At 56.5% G+C, this 23,182-nt stretch carries 23 protein-coding genes; 9 read left to right on the top strand and 14 right to left on the bottom strand.

Going from position 1 to position 23,182, the window contains the following annotated elements; genetic code table 11:
• Window positions 1–19 precede the first annotated feature (19 nt).
• The 5 genes from KJI95_RS16930 to mtnC all read right to left on the bottom strand — a co-directional run bounded on the left by KJI95_RS16930 (window position 20) and on the right by mtnC (window position 3,111).
• Complete coding sequence (locus tag KJI95_RS16930; RefSeq protein WP_214508376.1) at window positions 20–598, bottom strand: HutD family protein; 579 nt, start codon at window positions 596–598, stop codon at window positions 20–22.
• Between the two features lie 21 nt (window positions 599–619).
• Window positions 620–859 (bottom strand): GNAT family N-acetyltransferase, encoded by a 240-nt coding sequence (locus KJI95_RS16925; protein ID WP_214508400.1) that lies wholly within the window; start codon window positions 857–859, stop codon window positions 620–622.
• Window positions 859–1,767 (bottom strand): D-alanyl-D-alanine endopeptidase, encoded by a 909-nt coding sequence (gene pbpG / locus KJI95_RS16920; RefSeq protein WP_214508375.1) that lies wholly within the window; start codon window positions 1,765–1,767, stop codon window positions 859–861. Before pbpG ends, KJI95_RS16925 begins: the two co-directional genes overlap by 1 nt.
• A gap of 108 nt (window positions 1,768–1,875) precedes the next feature.
• Entirely contained in the window at window positions 1,876–2,304 is a 429-nt protein-coding gene (locus KJI95_RS16915) for an acyl-CoA thioesterase (protein ID WP_214508374.1), read from the bottom strand.
• Between the two features lie 126 nt (window positions 2,305–2,430).
• The gene (mtnC, locus tag KJI95_RS16910; RefSeq protein WP_214508373.1) at window positions 2,431–3,111 is read right to left on the bottom strand and encodes an acireductone synthase; all 681 of its coding nucleotides are present in this window, start codon (window positions 3,109–3,111) and stop codon (window positions 2,431–2,433) included.
• 450 nt (window positions 3,112–3,561) lie between these two features.
• Between mtnC and KJI95_RS16905 the strand changes: the two genes are divergently transcribed.
• Window positions 3,562–4,476, top strand: a complete 915-nt coding sequence (locus KJI95_RS16905; protein WP_250885913.1) for an AraC family transcriptional regulator — start codon at window positions 3,562–3,564, stop codon at window positions 4,474–4,476.
• Between the two features lie 148 nt (window positions 4,477–4,624).
• On the opposite strand, the gene KJI95_RS16900 is transcribed toward KJI95_RS16905, so the two are convergent.
• Entirely contained in the window at window positions 4,625–6,121 is a 1,497-nt protein-coding gene (locus KJI95_RS16900; protein ID WP_214508372.1) for a S41 family peptidase, read from the bottom strand.
• Between the two features lie 165 nt (window positions 6,122–6,286).
• Here KJI95_RS16900 and KJI95_RS16895 point away from each other — a divergent pair, with 165 nt between their 5' ends.
• Genes KJI95_RS16895 through KJI95_RS16885 form a run of 3 tightly spaced genes read left to right on the top strand, consistent with a single transcriptional unit; the run spans window position 6,287 to window position 8,840 of the window.
• Window positions 6,287–6,931, top strand: a complete 645-nt coding sequence (locus KJI95_RS16895) for a hypothetical protein (protein ID WP_214508371.1) — start codon at window positions 6,287–6,289, stop codon at window positions 6,929–6,931.
• Complete coding sequence (locus KJI95_RS16890) at window positions 6,931–8,112, top strand: sensor histidine kinase (RefSeq protein ID WP_214508370.1); 1,182 nt, start codon at window positions 6,931–6,933, stop codon at window positions 8,110–8,112. Before KJI95_RS16895 ends, KJI95_RS16890 begins: the two co-directional genes overlap by 1 nt.
• A gap of 38 nt (window positions 8,113–8,150) precedes the next feature.
• On the top strand, window positions 8,151–8,840 hold the full coding sequence (locus KJI95_RS16885) for a response regulator transcription factor (RefSeq protein ID WP_250885912.1): 690 nt from the start codon (window positions 8,151–8,153) through the stop codon (window positions 8,838–8,840).
• Window positions 8,841–8,901: 61 nt separating this feature from the next.
• Here the strand turns inward: KJI95_RS16885 and KJI95_RS16880 are convergent, their stop codons facing one another.
• The 3 genes from KJI95_RS16880 to KJI95_RS16870 are packed head-to-tail and all read right to left on the bottom strand — an operon-like array spanning window position 8,902 to window position 11,492.
• Window positions 8,902–9,642 (bottom strand): LytR/AlgR family response regulator transcription factor, encoded by a 741-nt coding sequence (locus KJI95_RS16880; protein WP_214508369.1) that lies wholly within the window; start codon window positions 9,640–9,642, stop codon window positions 8,902–8,904.
• A gap of 27 nt (window positions 9,643–9,669) precedes the next feature.
• Window positions 9,670–10,746 (bottom strand): sensor histidine kinase, encoded by a 1,077-nt coding sequence (locus tag KJI95_RS16875; protein WP_214508368.1) that lies wholly within the window; start codon window positions 10,744–10,746, stop codon window positions 9,670–9,672.
• A 5-nt stretch (window positions 10,747–10,751) separates the two neighbouring features.
• Window positions 10,752–11,492 (bottom strand): hypothetical protein, encoded by a 741-nt coding sequence (locus KJI95_RS16870; RefSeq protein WP_214508367.1) that lies wholly within the window; start codon window positions 11,490–11,492, stop codon window positions 10,752–10,754.
• Window positions 11,493–11,854: 362 nt separating this feature from the next.
• Between KJI95_RS16870 and KJI95_RS16865 the strand changes: the two genes are divergently transcribed.
• Window positions 11,855–12,241, top strand: coding sequence for a DUF2541 family protein (locus tag KJI95_RS16865; RefSeq protein ID WP_214508366.1), 387 nt, complete (start codon window positions 11,855–11,857; stop codon window positions 12,239–12,241).
• A gap of 67 nt (window positions 12,242–12,308) precedes the next feature.
• On the opposite strand, the gene KJI95_RS16860 is transcribed toward KJI95_RS16865, so the two are convergent.
• Together KJI95_RS16860 and KJI95_RS16855 are read right to left on the bottom strand one after the other, a co-directional pair.
• Window positions 12,309–13,922 carry a HAMP domain-containing methyl-accepting chemotaxis protein gene (locus KJI95_RS16860; protein WP_214508365.1) on the bottom strand — a complete coding sequence of 538 codons (1,614 nt, stop codon included), beginning with the start codon at window positions 13,920–13,922 and terminating at the stop codon, window positions 12,309–12,311.
• Between the two features lie 162 nt (window positions 13,923–14,084).
• Entirely contained in the window at window positions 14,085–15,035 is a 951-nt protein-coding gene (locus tag KJI95_RS16855) for an alpha/beta hydrolase (protein WP_214508364.1), read from the bottom strand.
• Between the two features lie 298 nt (window positions 15,036–15,333).
• Between KJI95_RS16855 and KJI95_RS16850 the strand changes: the two genes are divergently transcribed.
• Window positions 15,334–15,756: a type II toxin-antitoxin system HicB family antitoxin gene (locus KJI95_RS16850; protein ID WP_214508363.1), complete on the top strand. Its 423-nt coding sequence runs from the start codon at window positions 15,334–15,336 to the stop codon at window positions 15,754–15,756.
• 30 nt (window positions 15,757–15,786) lie between these two features.
• On the opposite strand, the gene KJI95_RS16845 is transcribed toward KJI95_RS16850, so the two are convergent.
• On the bottom strand, window positions 15,787–16,131 hold the full coding sequence (locus KJI95_RS16845) for a hypothetical protein (RefSeq protein WP_214508362.1): 345 nt from the start codon (window positions 16,129–16,131) through the stop codon (window positions 15,787–15,789).
• Window positions 16,132–16,194: 63 nt separating this feature from the next.
• On the bottom strand, window positions 16,195–17,433 hold the full coding sequence (gene hutI / locus KJI95_RS16840; protein ID WP_214508361.1) for an imidazolonepropionase: 1,239 nt from the start codon (window positions 17,431–17,433) through the stop codon (window positions 16,195–16,197).
• 192 nt (window positions 17,434–17,625) lie between these two features.
• On the opposite strand from hutI, the gene hutC reads away from it, so the two are divergent.
• From hutC to KJI95_RS16825, 3 genes are all read left to right on the top strand, one after another.
• Complete coding sequence (hutC, locus tag KJI95_RS16835; RefSeq protein ID WP_214508360.1) at window positions 17,626–18,330, top strand: histidine utilization transcriptional repressor HutC; 705 nt, start codon at window positions 17,626–17,628, stop codon at window positions 18,328–18,330.
• Window positions 18,331–18,432: 102 nt separating this feature from the next.
• Window positions 18,433–19,308 (top strand): KPN_02809 family neutral zinc metallopeptidase, encoded by an 876-nt coding sequence (gene ypfJ, locus KJI95_RS16830; RefSeq protein WP_214508359.1) that lies wholly within the window; start codon window positions 18,433–18,435, stop codon window positions 19,306–19,308.
• A gap of 360 nt (window positions 19,309–19,668) precedes the next feature.
• A complete protein-coding gene (locus KJI95_RS16825; RefSeq protein ID WP_250885911.1) occupies window positions 19,669–22,146 on the top strand; it encodes a putative bifunctional diguanylate cyclase/phosphodiesterase in 2,478 nt (825 codons plus the stop codon).
• A 24-nt stretch (window positions 22,147–22,170) separates the two neighbouring features.
• Here the strand turns inward: KJI95_RS16825 and KJI95_RS16820 are convergent, their stop codons facing one another.
• Window positions 22,171–23,106 carry an alpha/beta fold hydrolase gene (locus tag KJI95_RS16820; RefSeq protein WP_349356754.1) on the bottom strand — a complete coding sequence of 312 codons (936 nt, stop codon included), beginning with the start codon at window positions 23,104–23,106 and terminating at the stop codon, window positions 22,171–22,173.
• Window positions 23,107–23,182: the final 76 nt, after the last annotated feature.

The following is a 23,182-nucleotide window of genomic DNA, read 5'->3' as shown; positions in this document are numbered from 1 at the left end:
TAGAATTGGCTTGCTCAGCCTAGAGCGGACTTGTGCAGCCCACGGCAAAGGCGATGAACCTGGCATCGGTTTCAGCCGTGATGGCGAGCGCAGTGGATGAGAGGATGAGCGGGCTGTGTTCATCGAGCCGGTGTTCACTGGTCTGCACTTCGCCGCGCAGCAGCAGCGCGCCATATACCCCGGCGCCCGGCTGTTTGGCCTGATGCCAGCCACGCTGGGCACCGAGTGCCAACCTTTGCGCCGTTTTCATCACACCCGGACGAACAAACAGATTGAAATCATCTACATGATGCGACAGCAACGTCGCATCCACCCGTTCAGCACCGGCAAAATGCCAGGCCTCAGACTCGTCAGACAGGGTAAAGGTATTGCCATTATGGATGAGGGAAAGTTGGCCATTCAGGATCAGCAGCAGCCGGTCGTAGCCACTGAAGTCACTGAAGGGGCCGGATTGCTCGACCCGGGCGCAGCTGATGCGAAAGTCAAAGTCCCGCGCGGCAAGCGAACTGCCTTTGGGGGCTATCATCAGCTGAGTGGTACTGCCACCGTCCCAGCGACTGGTTACAAAGTCAGTGGCGGCGACGACAAGGGTTGGCATTCCGTAGCATCCTTCAAAGGGTCAGAGGAACTTCTGAACGTACCAGCAACTGGCACTGACTGCTAATCCCTGCTGTTTTGCCCATGACAATCCATGTCGGACCAAATGTTCTGCAAGGCCCTGCCCACGCAGCTCGGGTGGCACAAAGGTGCGGCTGAAATCGACATCATCACCGTGACGGCGATATTCGAGCCTGGCCTCGGCGCCGTCCCGGCTGAGCAAAAACACCTGCTGATCCTGCTGGTGGATAATTTCAGGCATCATGCTTTACTGCGTTCTCTGGCGCGCTGTTTTTTGTAGCTCTTGGCTTCGGCCGGTACCGGGCTGACTTTACCGGTTTCGAGCCACTTGCGCAGGCGGCTGGCATCACCAATATGGCTTTGTTTGCCGTAAGAGTCGAGCACTACGAAGGCCACGCTGCGACGGGCCATCTTGGTCAGCATCACCAGACAGTGGCCGGCTTCGTCGGTAAAGCCGGTTTTGGACAGTTCAATATCCCAGTCGGCCTTTTTGGTCAGGCGGTTGGTGTTGTTGAATGCCAGGCTGTAGCGCGGCTTACCGAAGGTCATGTCTTTGTTGGGGGTTGAGCTTAATTTGCCAATCAGCGGGTACCTGTCGGCTGCCTTCAGCAGCTTCACCAAATCATTGGCGGTCGAGACGTTTTTCTCACTGAGGCCTGTGGGTTCGACAAAGCGGGTGTTCTTCATGCCAAGGGCTTTGGCTTTGGCATTCATGGCTTTGATAAAGGCCTTGTAGCCGCCCGGATAATGGTGCGCCAGGCTGGTGGCGGCGCGGTTTTCGGACGACATCAAAGTCAGCAGCATGGCGTTTTCGCGGCTTAAGGTGCTGCCAAGGCGCACGCGGGAATACACGCCCTTCATGTGCGGATTATCGCGAATGGTGATGTCGATGGTTTCTTTCATCGGCAGCTTGGCATCCAATGTCACCATGGCGGTCATCAGCTTGGTCACCGAGGCGATGGGCACCACCAGATTGGGATTGCTCGAATACAGCACCTCATTGGTTTTGGTATCGACCAATACCGCGCTGTAGGAGGCCAGTTCCTGAACCGGTTTTTCTTTGGTTTTGGTTGCTGCAATGGCTGCGGGTGAGGCCAGAAGCCCCAGCACCAGCATGCTACCGAGAATATGCGCAAATTTGGATTTCATGGGTGTCGCCACAATATCAAAGTTTCAATTTGTTGTTTTGTTATAGTGTTTTTGCCATCTGGGTGACAATAAACCAAGTGTAATCAAGGGTGAGACAATCACAAGTTGTCAGGGTTCGATTTGTTGTATATTTTTTAGCAGCTTGTACAGGTCCTCTGGCATATCGGCTTTGCGTTGTTGCCTGAAATCAAACATCACGGCCACTGAGCTGCCTGTGGTGGTAACGGCCTGTTGGTTGTCACTGAAAATCTCGTATTCAAGGGTAAAGCGGTCGCTGTGAACCTTGGAAACCGACACGCTGATGCTAAGGGTGTCAGGGTAAGTCACGGCGCGCTTGTATCTGGCCTGATTTTCGCTGATCACCGGGCCGCAGCCCGCGCGGTACAGCTGCTCAAGCGGATAATATTTCTCGAAAAAGGCGATGCGGGCGGTTTCAAAATAACGGAAATAGGCCACGTTATTGACGTGAGCCAATGCATCCATCTCTCCCCAGGCCACACTCACCTGGCACACAAAAGTGGCATTGTTATCTGACATTTCCGGCTCCCCAGTCACCTTAAACACAGACCTTAAACACAGACCTTAAAAACACAGACACCGGCCATCGCGCTCGGACAAACAAAAAACGCACCGTCCGGCGGCGCGTTTTCGCGTTATGGCAGCTTATTCGAAGGTCAATTCGTCAAAGCTTTGCACAATACGGTATTTGCCGGTGCGAATGCCGGGGCTGCGCACCATCTGGCAGGTGATCATGCCTGCCGCTTCGGCGGCCTTGAGTTCATCAACCAAATCCGACACAAACAGGATTTGTCTTGGGGTCAGACTGATGGTGTTAATCACGTTAGAATAGGCTTGCTTATCGAGCTTGTTGCCGGTGCGGGTATCAAAGTGACCGTTGAACAGCTCGGTCAGATCGCCGCCATCGCTGTGACCAAACAGCAGTTTTTGCGCATCGACTGAACCGGAAGAAAAGCTGTACACCCGCAGGCCCTGGGCGCGGTAGCGCTTAATGGCTTCGATAAAATCCGGGAAAATATGGCCCTTGAACTCACCCTTGCCGTAGCCTTGCTTCCAAATCAGGCCCTGCAGGGTTTTGAGTGGCGTTACCTTGCGGTCTTCGGCAATCCACTGCACCAAAATCTCGGCCACGCGGGCTACATCGGCATCGGGCTCGAGCGCAATATCGCGCACATCGCTCATGCAATAATCCACCAGAGGGTTATGCTGCTGCTCGGTCAGAAACTCGACCATCACCTTGGCGGAGTAAGGGAATAAGGTATTCTGAATAAAGTTGAGATCTGTGGTGGTACCGGCGGTGTCCACAATGACGGCTCTGATCCCCATGGGTTTGTATACTCCGTTGAATAATGACCACAAATGCAGCGCTCAGGTGTGCCGCTTGATCCTAAAGTGAATCCTTGTTGTTTGCCAGTGAATTCGGGGCTGATATGCAGCAAAATCCACACAAAATCCACATAAGTAAGCAGGTTCCGGCTTGAATTTGGCTGTGACTTGGTGGGAAGGCTGGTCGCCCAGCTGCAATTGCCCAGCCTGACTGCTGCCTTGATGTGATTTTGGCGAGCAAAAGCCCCTTTCGTGATACTTAGTGGGTTAACTCAGCCAGTTAATTCAGGCATCGAATTCAGTCTCTCAACTCAACTGTTAAATTCAGCAATATCGGTCAGGCAGCTGTGATTGGGGTTTGGCACACTAGGGCCGTTGAAATGTGACTCCCTGAATGAAAGGGATGGGCTGAAAGAAGAAAGCGAAACCAAGAGAGTGAAGCAAAAAGAGATGTCATCAGAGATAAGCTCAGAGCTTGAACGAGCCCTGGCGGCGACCTTACCCACAGGGCTCGACCCCAGGCTTGCGCGGGTGTGCGACTACATAGGTCGTCATCTGGATGAGGATTTGAGCCTCGACAGCTTAAGTCGGGTGGGGCACTTGTCGCGGTTTCACTTTCATCGACTGTTTGCGGCCGGGCTTGGCATTCCGCTGGGGCGTTTTGTGCAGCTGCAGCGGCTCAAGCGGGCGTCGTTTCGGCTCGGATTCGAGCATTCCATGCGGGTGCTCGATATTGCGCTGGAGGCTGGGTTCGATAGCGCCGAGGCTTTCAGTCGTGCCTTTAAGCGCGAGCTTGGCCTGAGCCCTTCGGCATTTCGACAGACACCTGACTGGGCGCAGTTGCACTCGGTTATGGACAGTATCAAAGTGCCCCGGCAAGGGTTAACAGGAACCAATATGGACATAAAACTGATTGAGATGGCAAGCCTGGCCGTGGCCTGGCTGGAACACAAGGGCAATCCGGCGCGGGTGCTGGACACCAGTGCGCGCTTTATCGAATGGCGTAAGCAAACCGGGCTGTCGCCCATTGCCAGCTCGCGCACCTTTGGTATTCCCAATGGCGATCCGGCCACCATGCCAGCCCAGGACTTTCGCTTTAAAGTGGCGGGCAGTGTTAAAGCGCCCGTGCCGGCCAATCCCCAGGGCGTGGAGAATGGTGAAATCGCTGGTGGTCGCTACGCCGTTATCCGCCACCTCGGCAGCCACGCCACCATGGATGCCAGCATTTACGGCCTTTTCCGCGACTGGCTGCCCCAAAGCGGTGAGACTGTGCGCGAAGCGCCGCTGTTTTTCGAGTACCTGAATTTTGTGCATCAGGTGGATGAATGTGACCTTATCACCGACATTTTTGTGCCACTGAACTGACGGTGAGGCTTAACTCAGCGGATAAAGATACTCCCCGGCTCGGGCCTGGATCTGGCTCGGCTTCAGCGCCTCTGGCGCTGGCATTGATGCTGTCGCCGGGGAGTATTCTGCTTGTCAGTGAATGCTTCTAAGATGAACGTTGTTTGCGTTAAAGCTTGTGGCGAATAGCCTGCAGTAGCGCCTCGGTTGACCAATCCAGGCCGTTGTAAGGCAGGTCGGGGGCGTAGTATTCGCCGTTGCCGCGGCTGCGGTTGACATACATCTTGTTGGGAATGATCACCGCCCCAAGGCCAGATGGAAACGCCTCGGTGCGGATATCCATGTAGCTGGAGTCGGCGCTGCTTGGCGCGCCAAATAGCCTTGTATTGTCAAACAGCTTGAAGGTATCCAGTGCATCCAGACAGGCGCTGGCGCATTGGCCCGGCACCAGCGCAATCACTGCGGTTGTCAGCGGTGAGATATCCCCGGGCAGCTCCTTCATGGCATCGGCAATGCTCATTGCCGCAACTTCATCTTTTTGTTTGAAAAAGGGCTCGTTTTGCTTGAGTGAAGCCGCCATGCCGTTGGCGGCCTCGGTGAAATACGGCAGGTACTCTGTCTGGCCCTTGCTCTGGAGCTCTTTAACGATACCTTTCACATATTCGGTATTACCGGCTGATGCCCGCCACCAGACTACGGTGGCGGCACCCTTTGCCTCAAGCCGGCGTAACACCCGGCCTTCGCCCCACAATGCCTTGGCGACACGCTCACTCCATAAAGAGGAGCCGCCCTGATTGTGGCGCAGGTCGAGCACTATGGCTTTTGCCTGTTGGAGTTTGCCGCGCTGCGCCGTGAGTTCACTCACCAGCTTGTCATAGGCGGCAGTATCATTTTCATCCGGCATAAAGGTGGGCAGGGCTACCCAGGCAATATCCTTATGCCAACTCAGCCCCACCGGCAGACGATCGCCGTTGTAATCGGCCTGCAGTGCCTCGAGTGCCGCTTCCGGCCGCACTGACCAGTTAAGTTTGAGGCTTAACTTACCCCTGGCGGTATCAAACTCGCAGCGCTCCAAAGGGGCAATAAAAGGATTGCTATAGTCCGCGAGCACCCGGTGGCCAAAGCTCCACTTATGGCCCGGCTGGTTTTTTTGCCCCTGAAATTGAAATACCCGCTCATCAAACAGTGTATCGATGGATTTGCCATCACAGCCCAGCACCTTATCGCCGCGCTTAAGCTCAGGCAGGGTACTGTACGACACCCACAGGGCATCGCCGCGCCAGACGGTATTGAAACCGGGCCAGCGGGTTTGCGGGACGTCCGCATCTTCAATGTTGGCGTAGGCACCGGCGTGGCCATCCTGAAGGCCAGTGCTGAAACGGCCGATGGCGGCGACATAGCTGCTGGCATCGGTCACTTTGGGAGTTAATGCCAGTGCATCGTTGCGTGCCTTGTCGAGCTGGGCGCCGAAGCCGGGATTGAGCGGGTCGAACATACCGGGGTGGTTGTCGCGGGTGATTTGATACGCGGCTTCGATGTCGGCTCTGGCGGTAGTGGCCCAGGCTTCAGCGGTTTGCGGCAGCGCTGGCTCGGCGGCGGCCACAAACAAGGGGAACAGGGCAGAGGTAGCGGCAGCTATTTTCAGTTTAGACAGCTTCGTTTTCATGGGCCTTCCTGGCTTATTTTTCAGTATGTTATCCAAAAGGCTTTGTAATCTAACCCGCCCACGGATATTTGCCAAGTTTGCGGTCGATAGTGACAACTGACACATGTTTCGGGGCGGGATACCGCCTAAGCTGGCCCAAGCTTATCGGCAAATCCGGAGGGAACCATGAAAGCCGCTTATCTGCTACTGCTCTTGCCCCTGTGTGGTTGTAACAGCGAATCGCTGGAAACCAGCAACTTTGGCAGCAGTTACTTCAAAAATGATTATCAGCTTATCAATGCCACCAATCATGAGGTGGCGTTTCATATCTCCAACGCCGATTGGGACGGCAAGGAGCGCGACCCGTCCAACCCCAAGTACCACTACAAGACCCTGCTGCCCGGCCATCCGGCCGAAACCATTCGCCACGAGGTGAATGCCGAAGAGCGCATCAGTGTCTATGGCGCCGTGCCCAATCAGACGCTGAGTGCCAAGGCGGCGCTCAAGGTGAAGCGGGACGTGCGTTATCACTTTCTCGCCTGGCAGGGAGATGGGCCTTTCAATGTGTCGGTGTTTGCTCAGGAGCGGCGCGACGTGAACAGCGAGTTTTCGCTGCGGCTGTTTGCCGCCGATGGGGTGAATGTCAGGGTGGGCGAGCAAAGATTCGCTCTGGCGCGGGGCGAACTCAAGGGCCGCTATCAGTTGCAAAACTGCGCAGGCACCATCGAAGTCAATGATATTCCGGTGGATGTCTGCGATGGGTCGCTCGGACGTTCCTACTTGTTGGTCATTGACAAGCAAGGGCGCAAGGGGCTTTATCTGGAGCAGTGATGATGGGATTTGGGATGGATTCTGGCATGGATGCAGCAACAAGAACCTGGTTTAGCCGCGCGCTCGACAAGAGCGGCTCGGCCGAGAGTCCGGCGCACGCCTTTTTGCTGCTCTTGGTGTGCGTGCCTGTGCTCTGGTACACCCTCAGCAATATCGCCGCGGGCAATGACTTACGCTTTGCCATGCCACCCGGGCTTGCCATGTTGCTGGTGACGGTATTGATTCTGGCGTTTGCCTATGTGAATGCCATCGACATGCCTGCCATGGCGCGGCTTCGTTTGCAGGTGCCGGCGCTGCTCGGGTTGCTGCTGATAGTCTCCAACAGCATCATCCTGATTCTGACCATAATTCTGATGACCAATCTGCCGAAGGTGCTGTCGGTCAGGCGCTGTATCGCGGTGGCGATTGCGCTGCCGCTTGCCTATGTGGCGGTTACCGAGATTGAGTACGGCTGGATCAATGCCGTGCTCTACAGCGCCTACAACCTGTTTTCGCTACGCCTGTCCTGGGCCAATCTCAAGGAGCAGGAGGCGAGTGCGACCAATCGACGCCTGCTGCGGGAGCTGCAGGCCACCCAGACCCTGCTCGCCGAGACCGCCAAGCGGGACGAGCGGCTGCGCATTGCCCGCGATTTACACGACATGATGGGCCATCGGCTCACGGCGCTGAATTTACAGCTCGAACTGATGCGTCAGCTCGGCGGTCAGCCGCAGCCTGCCCAGCTCGAAAAGGCAAAGGGGCTCGCGGAAGATCTGATGGCCGATGTGCGCCGGGCGGTGTCGGATATTCGCAGTCTGTCAGGCATTAACTTAAGTCAAAGCCTGCGGGCGCTTATCGACGATATCGACAAGCCCAGAGTGGTGCTGGCCATCGATGAGCGGGTGCACTGCGACAACACGGCGGTGGCCGAGCTGCTGCTGCGCGCCACTCAGGAGGCCATGACCAATATCCGCCGCCACAGCGATGCCAGCGAGTGCCGGATAGAAATCTGGCGCGATGACACCAGCCTCTATTGGCAGGCCGCCGACAACGGCAGCATGCTGAGGGCTATCACGCCGGGCAATGGTCTTAAAGGCATGCGCGAGCGTGCCCAGGCGCTCGATGGCACGCTCGATATCGCCTGTGGCCTTGGGCTCACCCTCACCATCAGTCTGCCGCTGCCCTTGATTGAGCAAGCCTGATTGAGCAAGGCTGATTGGTTAATGCTGATGGAGGCGTGATGATGGTAAATGTACAGGGGGAGCAGCCCATGATGCCCGGGGTGAGGGTGATGGTGGTGGATGACCAGCTGTTGGTGCTCGAAGGGCTGTGCAGCCTGCTGGCCATTCACCCGCAAATCGAGGTGGTCGCTCGCGCCACCTCGGCGCTGCAGCTGGCCGAATTACTTGCTGCCAGCCGTGCCGAGGTGCTGATCATGGATGTGCGGATGCCGGGGCTTTCCGGCATTGAAGCGCTGAGGCTGCTGCGGGAGCAGGAGCGGCTGGCGGGCCGCGCGCCAATCCCGGTGCTGATGTTGTCGACCTTCGATGAGCACGAGCTGGTGCTGGAGAGTTTGCGGCTGGGGGCGCAGGGATATTTGCGAAAAGACATCAGCTTTCAGAGCCTCACCGACGCGGTGCTTGAGCTCGCCGCAGGCAAGCGCCATATTCAACCCGCAGTCACCGCTGGGGTGGTGAGCCGCGCCGAGCTTGAATCCCTCAATCGTGACCTGCCTTTTACGCCGCTGTCGGACTGCGAGCTGGACGTACTGCGACTGATGGCGGCGGGATATTCCAATGTGGAAATCGCCTCGGCGCTGTTTAAGTCCCGCGGCACCATACGTAATCAGGTGTCGTCCATTCTCACCAAGCTGGTGGCCCGTGACCGCACCCGCGCCGTGCTGCGCGGCATCGAACTCAAGCTGCTGTAACTGTGCTTTTTAGCGGGTGCGTGCCTCAGCTGTCCACTCAGCTATCCACTCTGGTGTTCACTCAGGTATCCAGCCAGCGGCGGAACTCGGCGCTGCGGGTCTTGCTGGTGATAAGCGGCTCATCGAGGCAGGAAAGATACACGGCCAGGGTGTCTTTGCCATAATTTTCAAAGCGTTCGATAAAATTGATATTGACCATGTCGCTGCGGCTGATGCGAAAGAACACCTCAGGGTCGAGCTGGGTTTGCAGCTCGTTGATGGAGCCTGAGGTGAGCATATGGTGCTCGCCGCTTGTGTCGCAGGCCATTACCACCCCGCCGGAGGTGCGAAAACAGGCCACGTCGGTAAGCGGCAATACGTGCATCCCCTGGGCCTTTTTAAGCAGCAGCCGACTCTTGTAATTACCGGTTTTGACAGCGGTCCTGGCGGCGAGACTCAGTTTGAGCTGCTCGAAGTTGGCCATGGCCTCGCTGAAACGCTTAAAGGAAAAGGGCTTTAGCAGATATTCGATGCCCTGATTGGCAAAGGCCTGCATCCAGTATTGCTCGTAGGAGGTGGTAAATATCACCGGGCAGGGCAAATCCAGCGCCTGCATGGCAGTAAATACCTGACCATCCAGCAATTCCACATCGGAAAATATCAGCTCAGGCGCCGCTATCCCCTGTGGCTGCTCAAAGAAGCCAATCACCTCATCCACCCGTGACAGCACTGCCAGCACTTCGGCGTCGTCGAAATAGCGCTCGATGTAGCCTATCAGTTTCTCTGCTGCCAGCGGCTCGTCTTCAATGACCAGGATTTTCACGCCTTCTCCCTGTGTGATGGCCGCCTGTCAGGCGGCGGTGTGCGTTGTGGTTGTATGAGTTGTGGTGGCGGTTTGTGCCTTTGCTGCCGCCGCGCTTTGCAATGGAATGGCAATACAGAACTCGCCATCGTCTTTGGTTACCCGAATATCCCGGCCGCACAGGCTCAGGCTGCGGGCGGAAAGATTGGCAAGCCCAAGGCCGCTGGAAGCCGGTTTAAAGGCCTTTTCACGCATCGGGTTGCGGATTTGGATTTCGCCTTCGAAGACCAGCACCCTGATGGGCAGCGGCGCGGCGCTGTCACCCTGATTGTGCTTCACGGCATTTTCGAGGGTTAACTGCAAGGTGCAGGGCGGCAGCAGTTGACTGAGCGCTGCGGCATCCTCGGTGAAATCCGGCAGCTCAAGCCGATAGGCGCCATTGAAGCGAATATCCAAAAGCGCCATATAGTCCCGGGCAAAATCGAGCTCCTGATGCAGCGGCACCAAAGGCCGTTCACGGTTTTCCAGCACATAGCGGTAGATATCGCAAAAGGTGTGCAGAAACTCCTCGGCCTCGTCCGGATCTTTACTGATAAGCGCCGACAATACATTGAGATTATTGAATAAAAAGTGCGGGTCCAGCTGAGCCTGCAACAGGGCAACCTGACGTTCGAGGGCGAGCTTTTTCTCCCGCTCCAGCGCCACGGCTTGCTGCTGGTGGTTGTCCAGCACCTTGAGCACCAAAGTAACGCCGCCCACCATCAGGTGCAGCGCCAGATTGGTGGCGATGGACAGCAGCAGGTGGTAGCCATCGATATGCTGCAAACCGGCGGCGATTTCGATGGGCAGGGTGGCCATGCTCATCAGCAGGGCAAAGGCGATGGCAGAAACCAGATACACCTTGATGTAGTGGCTCGGGCGCGGGCTGAGCCCCCGACCTTTGCTCAGCAACTGATAGCATTTGAGGGTGAGCCACTGGGCCACAAAGGATTGCAGCGCAATCCAGATGGGGGCATCAAAATGCACCACCAAAGGCTCATCGGGGCCGGTTCTCAGCAGGGCGGCGTAAAAGGCCACCGCCAGTGAGAATGCAAAAATTGCCAGAATGTTGAGTAGCTTAGCCATTGCCATTAGTTAGTCCCTTCAGGAAGACGGAGTATAACCTGACCTTTTTCGTCAAGGAACTCCAGCTTGGCTTCGCCGCTTTCGGTCACGACCATCTGGATGCGTTTGTTGCCATCGGTGTCGTGCAGCTGCAACTTGGCATCGCCATTGAGGGTGCCGTAAAAGGCGCGGTAGGTGCCAAGCTGCTTGTCTTTCTCAAGCTGGGCGTAAATGGCTTCGGCCGTGGCTGTGTCGCCTGCTTTGCTCGCTGCCAGATATTCGCGCACCCTGGCGAAGTCCATTTCCTGGTCGCTGCGGTCCATCACCGTCAGGCCGCTCAGCTGATAATCGCCCTGTTCTATGTGCTGCATCATCAGGGTTTGGTCCTGGTTGTAGCGGTCAAAGCTGATGTGCAGGCCGTGGTCTACCTGGCCGTCTTTCTTGTGGCCGCGGAACACAAAACCGCCGTTTTCAGTGCCTTCGTCGTTATAGAAAATCATGCCCGGGCGGGCTTCTTCGCTGCGCCATACTTCCTTGCCGTATTTGTCGACCCCGGGAGAGCGCTCGGAGTTGGCCAGCACAATGCGGTTAAAGCCGCTCTTTTCGATGATGTTGATCCGCTCAACCGAGATTTCATCAAACACCTTGGGGGCGCTCGCCTGATACAGCTGCAATCCGCCGAGGGCGACAAGGCCACTAAGCAGCACGCCATTGATGAGTTTTTGCGTTGAAAGCTGTTTGTCCAATTTATTGAGTGCGTTATCCATTGTTGGCTCCGTGAATTTATGGGGTTGCGACTGCATCGCTGTTGTTGGAGCCAGAATAGGCAAACAAAAACCCCCGCTACAGTGAGAAACCCTGAGCGGGGGGAATTTACCGATAAGCGGGGGAATGAGCGCCTTTTCGTTACCTTTGTTGCATTGAATTGGTAATGGCGACCTCTGCGTAACCTTGATGCCACTATGGCTAACAGGGCGATAAAGCCCTGCGCAGTAAACTGTTAGCCAGATCGGACTTTGGGCCATTGGCGCTTTTATGTGCCGGGCGACGGGGCTAGTATCTGCGACCTTTTTTCCGGCCGTGGCAGCGGCGCGGTATCCAAAACCGGCAACAAACCAGACAAGACATAATGATCAGAACCTTTCTAGGCGGCTTTGCCGCATTTGGCCTGCTGTGCAGCAGTGTTGCAGCGCAGGCAGACGATATCACCCTCGGCCGCACCATTTTGCTGGAACACAGCAACCACGGCGCCGAAATCCCACTGATTATTTGCCGCAAAACCGATGCGGTAAAAATCCGCGCCGAGCGCGACCTGCATCTGCGTAAGGCGGTATTTACCTTCCGTAACGGCGAGACCCGCACCATTCAGTTTCAGCGCAAACTGAAAAAAGGCGAGACCACAGATTGGCGCAAGTTTTCTTACCGTCGCTGCGTGAAACACATCGAAGTGTTTGGTGAGGCCAAAGACGGCACCGCCGGGGTGAAGGTGCTTGGCCGCGAGCGCGACAAGGATTGATAAGCCCAGTGCATGTCATACAAAAAAGCCGCATCTGATGCGGCTTTTTGTTAATGGCGGCGCTTATTTACACTTTGAAGCGCGCCACTTCATCCTTTAGGGTAACGCCAAGGTTTGCCAGCTCAGTGCTGGCATCGGCATTGTGCTGGGCATTTTCGGTGACTGAGGCGATGCTTTCCTGAAACTCATTGATGCTTTGGGCTATATCGGCAATCACCGCCGCTTGCTCCTCGGTGGCCGTGGATACTTGGGCATTCATCATCACTATCTGGTTAATGGATGCCTGAATTTGCCCGATGATGGATGAGGAATTTTCAGCTTTCTCGCGGCTGCTGCGGGCGCTGGCTTCGGCGCGGCCCATCTCTTTAACCGCCTGCTGCGACATGCTTTGCAGCCGGTTAATCATTTCGGTAATGTTCTCGGTGGCTTTTTGAGTGTTGTGGGCGAGCTGGCGTACTTCGTCGGCCACCACCGCAAAACCGCGGCCTGAGTCGCCGGCACGGGCCGCTTCAATCGCGGCATTCAGTGCCAGCAGATTGGTTTGCTCCGCCACGCCACGGATCATCAGCACCACCTGATTTATCTCATTACTTTGCTTGTTAAGATCCTGAATAATTTCTGCATTGCTGATAACTATGCCCGCCAGTACCTCGACCGATTCGATGCTGTCGCGGATTGCGTCGCCGCCTTCTTTGGTGAGGCTTTCGACCTCACTGGCCTGATTCGAGGTGTTGACCGCATTTTGAGATACCTCGGCGATGGCGGCGTTCATCTCTGTGACGGCGGTGGCTATCATGGTGGTTTGCTGGCTTTGCTGCTCTGAGGTGGATGCCATCACGCTGCTGATGTTGCTCATTTCTTCTGATGCGGCACTTAAGGTTTTAATGCCTGAAAAAATGTTATTCACCAGGCTTTGCAGTTTCGCTGTCATGCTGTTGAAGGAGTGGCCGATATTGGCCAGTTCGTCTGAGCCTTTGACGGCGACCCTGCGGGTTAAATCGGCCGATTGGGTAATGTAGCTGATGGTGTTGCCAAGCTCAGACAGCGAGCTGTGTATTCCCCGAAACACAGCCACACCGATGAGGCTAAGCAGAAGGAGCAGGCCGATGCCGGATCCGAGCAGCACCTTGCGGGTGGCGGCGGCTTCCTGGTCGCCCTGCTGCTTTAGTTCCTGACTCATTTGCACCTGTTTTTCTATCAGGCGTTCCAACTTGTCGTTAAGGGGCGTTGCCAGTTCACGCAGTTGGTTAAGCTGTGCGTCAGAGGCCGGAGCGCCGTTAATGCCAGAGAGCATGGAGTCCAGCCACGAATCCAGCGCGGCAATCAAGGGCTTGGTTTGCGCAATCATCTCTTCTTCTTGGGGGCCGTGGCTGATGCTGGTGTACGCGCTCCATTCCTTCATGGCGTGGCTTCGCACCTCGGCCACCTGCCGTTTAAGCTCGTCACCGGAGAGTTTGCCCTGATGGTTGGCATACAGCAGCTCGGCTATGTCGACGGTGAGGTCGTTTTGCACCGAGGCTATTTCATGCATAGGCAGCAGGCGATGTTCGAACATCTCATCGATTTCGTGCTGCATGTTATTGATTTCGTGCATGACAAAACTGCCAAGCAGAATAAATGCCAGCAGTGGCAGGGTGACCAGCAACAAAATCCGTTGTTTTACGGTGAGAAATAACAGCATTGCGGCGTCCTTTTGCTACTGTGGCTGACTGCTTTTTATACAATTGAGGTTAGCAGTCGCAGCACAAATTCGCCAACTTTGACCGGGCTTTGCCTGAAACCGGGCAGCAAAAAGGCGCCCAAGGGCGCCTTTTCGTAGAGAACAGAAACGCTTGCTGGCGCCCTATTTGGCGCCTTTTGCCGGCAGCAGGAACTTAAGTCCATGGGTAAAGCCGCGTGGTGCCACACTTAAATGATCTTCGTCGTTCAGTACATCTAGGCGCAGCTTAAGGGAGGGATAGCCGCGCTGTTTGAGGGTTTTCTCAAACTGGCGTGCGTCGGTCACCATGTTGTAGCGGGTGGCGTAACGCTCATCCCCCGGCTTCATGTCTTCATATTCGCCCACGTACACATACACCCGTGCTGCCAGGTCTTTGTTTGATTTGGCATAGCGCTGCTCGAACGACCACATCACATGCTCATCAAACCAAAAGGACGGGCTGCCAAGGATTAAGCCTGAAAACATCTCGGGGGCAGTAAACATGGCCTGAGCGCCCAGCAGGCCGCCGTAGGAGTGGCCAAGGAACAGTCTGCGCGCCTCGTCGGTGCGGTACTTATCGGCAATAAAGGGGAATACGCTCTGCGCCAGATACTGCAGGTATTGCTGCCCCTGACCATGTGGCGTGTCGGTATTCGGGCCATTGAGGGATGGCGTGTAATCGCGCCTTCTGCTTGGCATGCCGCCTTCACCAATGGCGTAGGACAGCCCCACCAGAATGTATTCTTCCACCACCGGCTTATCGAGATTGAGGCGGCGGGTGATTTGTCTGAGCATGGCAAAGGCATAGTCGGCATCGGTGACATAAAGCACCGGATAGCGTCGCTCTGTCTCCTTGTCATAGGAAGGCGGCAGCGCGACAAACACCTGATAATCGCGGCCACTCTTGGGGTCGGCGACATTCCAGACTTCGGTGCCGACCACCTCATAGGGCTGACCCTCGCCGCGCTGCTCGCCAAGTGCGCTGGCAACCTGCACCTCGGTCATTTTGGGGTTTGTTGGGGCGTTGGCGAAGGCTTGGTTTGCTGTTGCCAGATTAGCGGCGCAGGCAAGCAGAAACGCGAATATCCGTGTCATGTAAAGAATTCCTTTAGGTAAGATGCGCCAAGAAGTCAGGCGGCAGGTAGGCCGCAGGCGCAAAAGAGGCCATTGTTATGTGGTTTATGCGGCTTGTCTACAGATAACCCCCCGTGCCCACGCTGGTGAACACAGGAACGGGTGAAGCTTGCCTGTTTGCCTTGGTTTAGGTTGCTGCATATAGGCTTGAATAGATTCATTTACCCTTATCGAGATAGGGTTGTTGGAGTTATTCTATTGGCATTGTGGTTAATGTGATTAATTGCCACCGCTTTTCTCAACAAAATGGAATCCAGCAATGTACAGACACTATCCCATTGCAATTCAAGCAGGCTCGGATGATTGCGCATATTGCGTGATCTTTCCTGACCTTAAAGGCTGCTACTCTGCCGGAGACTCCTACGCCGAAGCGCTGTCGGAAGCCAAGGCCGCGCTCGAAATGCACCTTGAATCCCTTGCGGATACAGGGGAGACCCCGCCGCCAGCGTCGGAAATTGATGAGCTGATCCATCTTGCTGAATATCGCGGCCATCATTGGGCGCTGCTCGAAGTGGATTTAACGCCTTACCTCGGCGGATCAGAAAAGAAAAACGTCACGCTTCCAAGCTTGGTACTGAAGAAAATTGATAACCTTGTCGCGCAAGAACCAGCCTATAAAGACCGCTCTAACTTCCTGCTGATTGCGGCAATGAATGAGCTTCAAAAGCACCGCGGAGTCTGAACAAAAAAGCCCCGGATTCGGGGCTTTTCTTCAATAGCAGATATGCTCGTCTAGCGAAGGGTCATGCACAGGCATTGTAGCCAGAAACGCCCTTTCATGCTCGCGCTCCACCGCCATGTAATCGCTATGGGACGTTACCGTAAACTGATACCTCAAGCTAGTCAGCGCGCGGTGCATTGCATACGGTGACGCCGTTCTCCGGATTGCGCTAGGGTGAGGGATAAACTCAGGAAAGCCGTAGACTCTCCGAATAAATACCTCCTCATAATCTTCCGGCAGTACACTGATTTTGCCGGTGTCCACAGCCGACTCAGACTCAATGCTTACCTGAAAGGACGCTAAACCGTCCTCAATTTCAAAAACAAACAATTCCATGATCACTCCTTTGAAGCACTGTTTGGCCTTTATCGTTCAGTCGCGTGCGACTGAGCCTCAGCATCACTGATGAACAAGTTTCCCGCTCTTCACCACATCCACCAGAGGATTCACGCCGTAGGAATAGGCTAATTCCGCCGGGGTGGAGATGCGCCACAGGCAGAAGTCGGCCTCCATACCTTCACGCAATACGCCAACGCGCTGGTCGCGGCCAAGGGCGCGGGCGGCGTTGCGGGTAACTCCGGCGAGTGCTTCTTCCGGCGTTAAGCGGAACAGAGTGCAGCCCATGTTCAGCATCAGCAGGGTCGAGCAAATAGGAGAGGAGCCGGGGTTAAAGTCGCTGGCGAGCACCATGGGCACCTGATAGTGACGCAAAAGATCAATGGGAGGCAGCTTGGTTTCGCGCAGGAAGTAAAAGGCGCCCGGCAACAGCACGGCGCAGGTGCCGCTGTGGGCGATGGCCTTAACACCGGCTTCGTCGAGGTATTCGATATGGTCAACCGACTTAGCACCAAGGCGTGCGGCCAGTTCACTGCCGCCAAGGTTACTGAGCTGCTCGGCGTGCAGTTTAACATCCAGTCCCAGCCCCTTGGCGGCGCTCAGCACCCGCTCGGTCTGCTCGAGGTTAAAGGCGATGTTTTCGCAGAACACGTCGGCGGCATCGGCAAGATTCTCGGCCACTACGGCAGGCAGCATCTCGTTGACCACCAAGTCGACATAGGCCTCGGTTCCGGCTTCGCCCTGACCCTTGAATTCGGGCGGCACCGCATGGGCGCCAAGGAAGGTGGTAACTACATCCACATGATGATGTTTGCCAAGTTCGCGGGCGACCCGCAGCAGCTTAAGTTCGGTGTCGAGATCAAGGCCGTAGCCTGATTTGATTTCTACCGTGGTCACGCCTTCTTTGGCGAGCGCATTGAGGCGGCGACGGGCGAGGTCGAACAGCTCGGCTTCATCGGCTTCGCGGCAGGCCTTTACGGTACTGACAATGCCACCACCGGCGCGGGCTATGTCTTCGTAGCTGGCGCCCTGCAGGCGCAGTTCAAATTCGTTGGCGCGGCTACCGGCAAACACCAGATGGGTGTGGGCATCAATCAGGCCGGGGGTGAGCCAGCCGCCGTGGCCGCGATAGACAGGGGTTGCCAGCACATCAAATTCGGGCAGATCGGCGCGTTTGCCTATCCAGGCGATTTTGCCATCCTTTACTGCCAGCGCCGCCTCGGTGATGGCGCCGTAGGCCTCGTTGCTGGACGGGTCCATGGTGGCAATGTTGATATCAATCCAAACCTGATCCCAAGACATGCTGACTCCTGCTGTGCTGGTAGGGTGTTGGCGCGCCGCCTGAAAACCAGTGCGGGCACCGACTAATCTATTGTTACGGCTTGATCTTTGCCAAACCAAGCAGTATCTACTTGTATATACAAGCTCGGATTATAGCCGACCATACGTCACTAAGACAGGTGCCCGGCTCAGTTGCCCCATCAAGGAAGGCCCATGACCACAGCCAAGTTTGCCGAAATCAAAGACCATATCCGCCGCCATATCGAGTCGGGTGAATGGGCCGAAAACAGCCGGGTGCCGTCGGAGAACCAACTCGCGGAGCAATTTGGCTGCAGCCGGATGACGGCGCGGCGCGCTCTGACTGAACTGGTGGACGCCGGGGTGCTGGAGCGCTCCCAGGGGCTTGGCACCTTTGTCGCGTCGCTTAAGTCGCAGTCGAGCATGCTGTCCATCCGTAATATCGCCGATGAAATCCGTGCCCGTGGCCACGGCTACAGCGTGCGGGTGCTGGAGCTTGAATCCATCCGTGCCATCGCGCCGATTGCCATCGCGCTGGGGCTTGAAGAGGGCTGCGAGGTGTTTTACTCGCTGCTGGTGCACTGCGAAGAAGGAGTGCCGCTGCAACTTGAAGAGCGCTTTGTAAATCCTGAGCTTATTCCCGAATATCTTAAGCAGGATTTCACCGCCCAGACACCGCACGAGTATTTGTCACAGGTGGCGCCGCTAACCGAGGCGCGCCACACTATTGAAGCTATCAGCCCCAAGGCACAGGTGTGCAGCCGTCTTGAAATCGACGCAGCCGAGCCGTGCCTGCAAATCATCCGCCGCACTTGGTCGCGTCAGGGCGTGGTGAGCTTTGCCAGGCTGGTGCATCCCGGCAGTCGCTTCCGGCTTGGCGGCCATCTCACCTTTAAATAACGCGCCGCAACGCACAAGGGACCATTTATCCCCTGTTCGTCGTATGCCTTTGGCGGGGGCGGCGGCGCTAAAATGAGTTAATTTCAGTGAAGGAGACACAGCATGCGCTGGCAAGGCAGACGGGAAAGTTCCAACGTGGAAGACAGACGCGGGCAACAGCCAGCCATGGCCGGCACCGGAGGCGCATCCATGCTGCCGCTGCTGCTGGGCTTGGTGCGTACCAAAACCGGGCGGATGTTGCTGCTGGTCGGCGTGGTAGTGATGCTGGTGCTGGGGCAAAACCCGCTTAACTTGCTGGCGCCGCAGGGGCAACAGGTCATTACCACCGAGGGTGATACCAAGGCGTATCAGACCGAAGCCGACTTTGTGAAGGTGATTCTGGCCGAAACCGAAGACTTCTGGCGCGCCGAGTTTACAAGTCAGGGCATGCAATACCGCGAACCAACCCTGGTGATGTTTACCGGCGCCACCCAAACCCAGTGTGGTATGGGGCAGGCGGCCATGGGGCCGTTTTATTGCCCGCCCGATGAGAAGGTGTATATCGATTTGTCGTTCTTTCGCCAGATGAAAACCGACCTTAAGGCCGGCGGCGACTTTGCGCAGGCTTATGTGATAGCCCACGAAGTGGCGCACCATGTGCAGAATCTGCTGGATATATCCGACAAAGTACACCGTGCCCAGCAGGGCAGCAGCAAGGTTGAGGGCAATAAGTTATCGGTGAAGCTTGAGCTGCAGGCCGATTGTCTTGCCGGATACTGGGGCGCCGATGCCGAGCGTAAGGGTTTGCTGGAGCGGGGCGACTTTGAAGAGGCCATTACCGCCGCCAAGGCGATTGGCGATGACACGCTGCAGAAAAACGCCACCGGCCGGGTGATGCCGGAAAAATTCACCCACGGCAGTTCGGCCGAGCGGATGCGCTGGTTCGACACCGGCTTTAAGGCATCGTCCATGGGGGCCTGCGATACTTTCGGTCGCTGATGGCTATACGGTCCGGTCGCTGACAGCGATAACCGATCCTGCTGTTGAGGAATTGCCGGGCAAGTTGGTCTCGGCTTGCGTGAGCTGGTGAGCGGTTTTTCAGTGCTTATCGGCAGTAAGTATGAGCTAAGTAATGTAAAAGGGGCCTTCGGGCCCTTTTTTCATGGCGAGGCGGCGCGCGAAACACATTTCCATACAGAACACTGCGTTTGGTATCTGATTAGACCAAAGGATAAATCACTTTTTATTCATGAATTTAATCTGAATTATGGAGTGCCGTGCTGTATATGGAATTTTGCCAAAGTCAGGGAATACCGATAGCATAGGCCGGGTTAATCCTATAAATACACGGAACCCGGTTTGCCGAGACTGCCGCGACTGTCATTGGCCTTGATGGCGCCTCTTTGCCTGATGCTGCTCTACCTGATGTTGGTAGTGGCCGAGTATTGGTATGAGAAATCTGAAACCCAGCAGCAGGTAGCCCAAAACCAACTGGCGCAGGTGCGCAACCAGATGTTCCGGCTGCAGCATATTGTCTCCGATGCCATGGCGGTTCAGGACGTGGAGCGCATCTCGCAGGAGGTGTCGCTGGCGGCGACCGACTTGGATTTGATGGTGCTGGTGCTGGTGGACCCGGCCAGCAACATTCGCTACGCCAACCATCTGGTGTGGCAGGGCAGCCGCGCCAGTCAGGTGATTGATGGTTATGATGTGCTTCGCCATCAGCAAACCGTGACCGCCGACAAGCCCTGGGTCGAAATCAATCCGCAGCGGCTGTCCATTCAGGCCTATTATCCCCTCAGCCACAAAGGCATTCCGCGCTACGGCGATATCAACCTGATTTACCTTGAATACGACCTCTCAGGTGCCTACGGCCGCGCTATTGGCCAGCTTGAGCAGCGTTTTATGCAGATCTGGGGTGGCGGCGCCGTATTTATCATCCTGTTTTTAATCGTGTTCCATTTTGTTTGTGTGCGGCCACTGCGGCAACTGCTGGGGCTGGCGCGCCGCGGCGAGCCTGAGGCGTTGGCCCGCACCGTGGACTTTGCCTCCACCGAGCTTGCCCGCTTGCAGGAATACCTGTACCAGAATGAATCCAGGCTGCAGCGGTCGCAAAAGCAGCTGCGCGATGCCGAGCAGCGTTGGCTGTTTGCGGTAGAAGGCTCGCAAACCGGCATTTGGGACTGGCAACTGGCTTCAGATGAGCTGTTTTTATCGGACCGCTGGAAGCTAATGCTGGGGTTTGCCCCCGGCGAAATCGGCACCGAATACGGCGCATGGGAGCGGCTGCTGCATCCTGACGACAAAGCGCAGGTACTGGAAAAGCTGCAGTCCTACCTTAATGGCAAAAGCGATGTGTACGAAAGCCGCCACCGCATGCGCCATCGCCAGGGGCACTACATTTGGGTGCTGGACCGTGGCATGGTGGTGGAATGGCAACCGGACGGTCGTCCGGCGCGGCTCATTGGCAGCCAGCGCGATGTGTCTGAAGATGTGCGCAACCAACAGGCGATTGCCCATCAGGCCAACCACGATGCCCTCACCAATCTGGCAAACCGCCGCGCCGTGATGGACGCGCTGTTTGAATTCCAGCAGGCCTCCAGCGCCGCCATGGCGCGCACCGGCGCGCTGCTGCTGATTGATTTGGATAACTTCAAGCTGATTAACGATGCCCTCGGCCATCATCACGGTGACCGGCTGCTTATTCAGGTGGCGGCGCGGCTGTCGGGCTTTTTTACCGACAATGCGCTGGTGGCCCGCCTCGGTGGCGATGAGTTTGCCATTATGGTGCTCGACTTAGCCAAGGACAGCGCCACCGCTGCCCATCAGGCGCAGCAGCTCGGGTCTGAGCTGCGTCAGTTGCTGGCGCGCACCTTTAATCTTGCTGATCAGCAGATTAACGTATCGGCTTCGGTCGGTATTTGCCTGTTCGACAATCAGCATCCGCTGGAAGCCTCGCAGCTGCTTAAGCGTGCCGACATGGCCATGTACGCCGCCAAAGACAGTGGCCGCAACGGCTGTGCTCTGTACACCGACGAGCTTGAAGGTAAGGCGACCGAAAATCTGTGGCTGCAAAACGAGCTGCGCCACGCCATTGAGCGCAATCAGTTGTCGCTGGTGTTTCAGCCTATCTACAACCAGGCCGGGGAGCTGGTGTGCTGCGAAGCCCTGTGCCGCTGGTATCACCCCGAGCGCGGGCCAATTTCGCCGGCGCGTTTTATTCCGGCGGCGGAAGATTGCGGCCTAGTCGTCAGTATTGGCCACTGGGTGCTGCTGGAAGTGTGCCGCACCATCAAGAGCATGGCGGCCAGAGGCACGCCGATGCCGGCGGTGGCGGTAAACATCAGTGCCCGCCACTTCAACCAGAGTGACTTTGTTGAGCGCCTGATTGCACTGCTTAAAGCCCACGATGTGTCGCCGTCGCAAATTGAGCTGGAGCTGACCGAATACGCGCTGCTGTCGAATCTGTCGGTGATCAGCGAACGCATGCAGCGGCTGCGGGCGCTGGGTTTCTCCATCGCCATCGATGACTTCGGTACCGGCTATTCGTCGCTGAGTTATTTGCAGAGTCTGCCTTTGTCACGGCTTAAGCTCGATGCCGCCTTCGTGGCGAAAATCGGCACCGAAGCCGGTGATGCCATAGTGCGGGCGATTGTGGAAATGGCCCACAGCCTGACATTGCAGGTGGTGGCCGAGGGCGTTGAAAGCCGCAGCCAGCACCAGCATTTGCAGTGGCTGGGCTGCGAGTTTTATCAGGGGTATTTGCTTGGCAAGCCTATGTCGGCCACCTTGTTGGTGAGCCCGGACACAGATAACCCGGTCGACATGCCTGCCTGAGTCGCCTCCCGGCGATTAATCCCTTCAGCGATTTGCCTTGTCAAAAAACGCCAGCATGGCGGCAATGGCTTTGCTGCGCGGCTCCTCTTGCTCCATCAGAATTTCATGGCGGGCGCCTTCAATCGGCAGGAGCTCACACAGACCGCCGACCGCGCGGTTTTGCGCCTTGTTATCCACGATAGTGTCTTCACTCGCCTGCAAAATCAGTAGCGGAATTTTACTCTCCCGCGCCGCCAGCAAGCTTTCATCGCAGGCATCCAGCGCTTCCAGCAGCCAATGGTTGCTGGGCGAGCCCAGTTGCAGCCGTGGATTGGCCTGATACAGCTCCCGATACGCCTGATAGCGCGCTTCGCTCTTGGTCAGCTCATTTTTGGCAAAGGGCACGGGCGTGTAGTCCTTGCCGCCGAGAATGTAGTTGGCGCCGCCCTTGGCGGCGGCGTCGAGTTTGTGCGCCAGCCAGCGGATAAACACCTTGTTCATCGGCAGGCATATGCCATACATGGGCGCCGAAAAACAGGCCGCCTTGAACAGCCCCGGATGCTGCTGCAAATAGAGGGTGCCGATGGCACCGCCCATGGAATGACCGGCCATAAACAGCGGCGCTGTTGCCCTTGAGCGCACCACTTCGTTGATAAAGGCACTCAGGTCGCTGATGTAATCATCAAACTTTGCCACGTGGCCCATGTGCGGGTTGGCGCAGACCCGGGTCGAAAGCCCCTGACCGCGATGGTCGAGGGCATAGACGCTGTAGCCGGCATCATAAAACGCCTGATACAGCTCCAGATACTTGATAAAGGCTTCGATACGGCCGTTGGAAAAGACGATGCTGCCCTTGGGGCTCGGGTGCTCCAGGGCCATCCAGGCGATGTGGATGCCGGGGGCTGTATCCAGAGTGCCAAGCTCGCAGCGGTCAAACAGCGCTTGCTGGGCGGGGGCGACGATAAGGGATTTTTTTAACACGTTGTTTTGCTTTTCAAGTTTAACATCAGGTGTCGCCGAAATTGCCGGGGCCATAGCCCCGGCTTTCGGTTTGTCT

This window comes from Shewanella jiangmenensis, assembly GCF_018596335.1.
Classification (GTDB): domain Bacteria; phylum Pseudomonadota; class Gammaproteobacteria; order Enterobacterales; family Shewanellaceae; genus Shewanella; species Shewanella jiangmenensis.
The sequence above is the reverse complement of the archived record's forward strand: the minus strand, read 5'-3'. Positions and strand labels throughout refer to the sequence as shown.

Excerpts from the sequence above, each read along its gene's own strand:
- KJI95_RS16905 (WP_250885913.1), top strand. The coding sequence starts at position 3,562 with ATGTCATCAGAGATAAGCTCAGAGCTTGAACGAGCCCTGGCGGCGACC.
- KJI95_RS16915 (WP_214508374.1), bottom strand. The coding sequence starts at position 2,304 with ATGTCAGATAACAATGCCACTTTTGTGTGCCAGGTGAGTGTGGCCTGG.
- KJI95_RS16860 (WP_214508365.1), bottom strand. The coding sequence starts at position 13,922 with ATGCTGTTATTTCTCACCGTAAAACAACGGATTTTGTTGCTGGTCACC.
- KJI95_RS16865 (WP_214508366.1), top strand. The coding sequence starts at position 11,855 with ATGATCAGAACCTTTCTAGGCGGCTTTGCCGCATTTGGCCTGCTGTGC.
- KJI95_RS16930 (WP_214508376.1), bottom strand. The coding sequence starts at position 598 with ATGCCAACCCTTGTCGTCGCCGCCACTGACTTTGTAACCAGTCGCTGG.
- KJI95_RS16850 (WP_214508363.1), top strand. The coding sequence starts at position 15,334 with ATGTACAGACACTATCCCATTGCAATTCAAGCAGGCTCGGATGATTGC.
- hutC (WP_214508360.1), top strand. The coding sequence starts at position 17,626 with ATGACCACAGCCAAGTTTGCCGAAATCAAAGACCATATCCGCCGCCAT.
- KJI95_RS16870 (WP_214508367.1), bottom strand. The coding sequence starts at position 11,492 with ATGGATAACGCACTCAATAAATTGGACAAACAGCTTTCAACGCAAAAA.
- hutI (WP_214508361.1), bottom strand. The coding sequence starts at position 17,433 with ATGTCTTGGGATCAGGTTTGGATTGATATCAACATTGCCACCATGGAC.
- KJI95_RS16925 (WP_214508400.1), bottom strand. The coding sequence starts at position 859 with ATGCCTGAAATTATCCACCAGCAGGATCAGCAGGTGTTTTTGCTCAGC.
- mtnC (WP_214508373.1), bottom strand. The coding sequence starts at position 3,111 with ATGGGGATCAGAGCCGTCATTGTGGACACCGCCGGTACCACCACAGAT.
- KJI95_RS16890 (WP_214508370.1), top strand. The coding sequence starts at position 6,931 with ATGATGGGATTTGGGATGGATTCTGGCATGGATGCAGCAACAAGAACC.
- KJI95_RS16855 (WP_214508364.1), bottom strand. The coding sequence starts at position 15,035 with ATGACACGGATATTCGCGTTTCTGCTTGCCTGCGCCGCTAATCTGGCA.
- ypfJ (WP_214508359.1), top strand. The coding sequence starts at position 18,433 with ATGCGCTGGCAAGGCAGACGGGAAAGTTCCAACGTGGAAGACAGACGC.
- KJI95_RS16900 (WP_214508372.1), bottom strand. The coding sequence starts at position 6,121 with ATGAAAACGAAGCTGTCTAAACTGAAAATAGCTGCCGCTACCTCTGCC.
- KJI95_RS16875 (WP_214508368.1), bottom strand. The coding sequence starts at position 10,746 with ATGGCTAAGCTACTCAACATTCTGGCAATTTTTGCATTCTCACTGGCG.
- KJI95_RS16895 (WP_214508371.1), top strand. The coding sequence starts at position 6,287 with ATGAAAGCCGCTTATCTGCTACTGCTCTTGCCCCTGTGTGGTTGTAAC.
- KJI95_RS16845 (WP_214508362.1), bottom strand. The coding sequence starts at position 16,131 with ATGGAATTGTTTGTTTTTGAAATTGAGGACGGTTTAGCGTCCTTTCAG.
- KJI95_RS16885 (WP_250885912.1), top strand. The coding sequence starts at position 8,151 with ATGATGGTAAATGTACAGGGGGAGCAGCCCATGATGCCCGGGGTGAGG.
- pbpG (WP_214508375.1), bottom strand. The coding sequence starts at position 1,767 with ATGAAATCCAAATTTGCGCATATTCTCGGTAGCATGCTGGTGCTGGGG.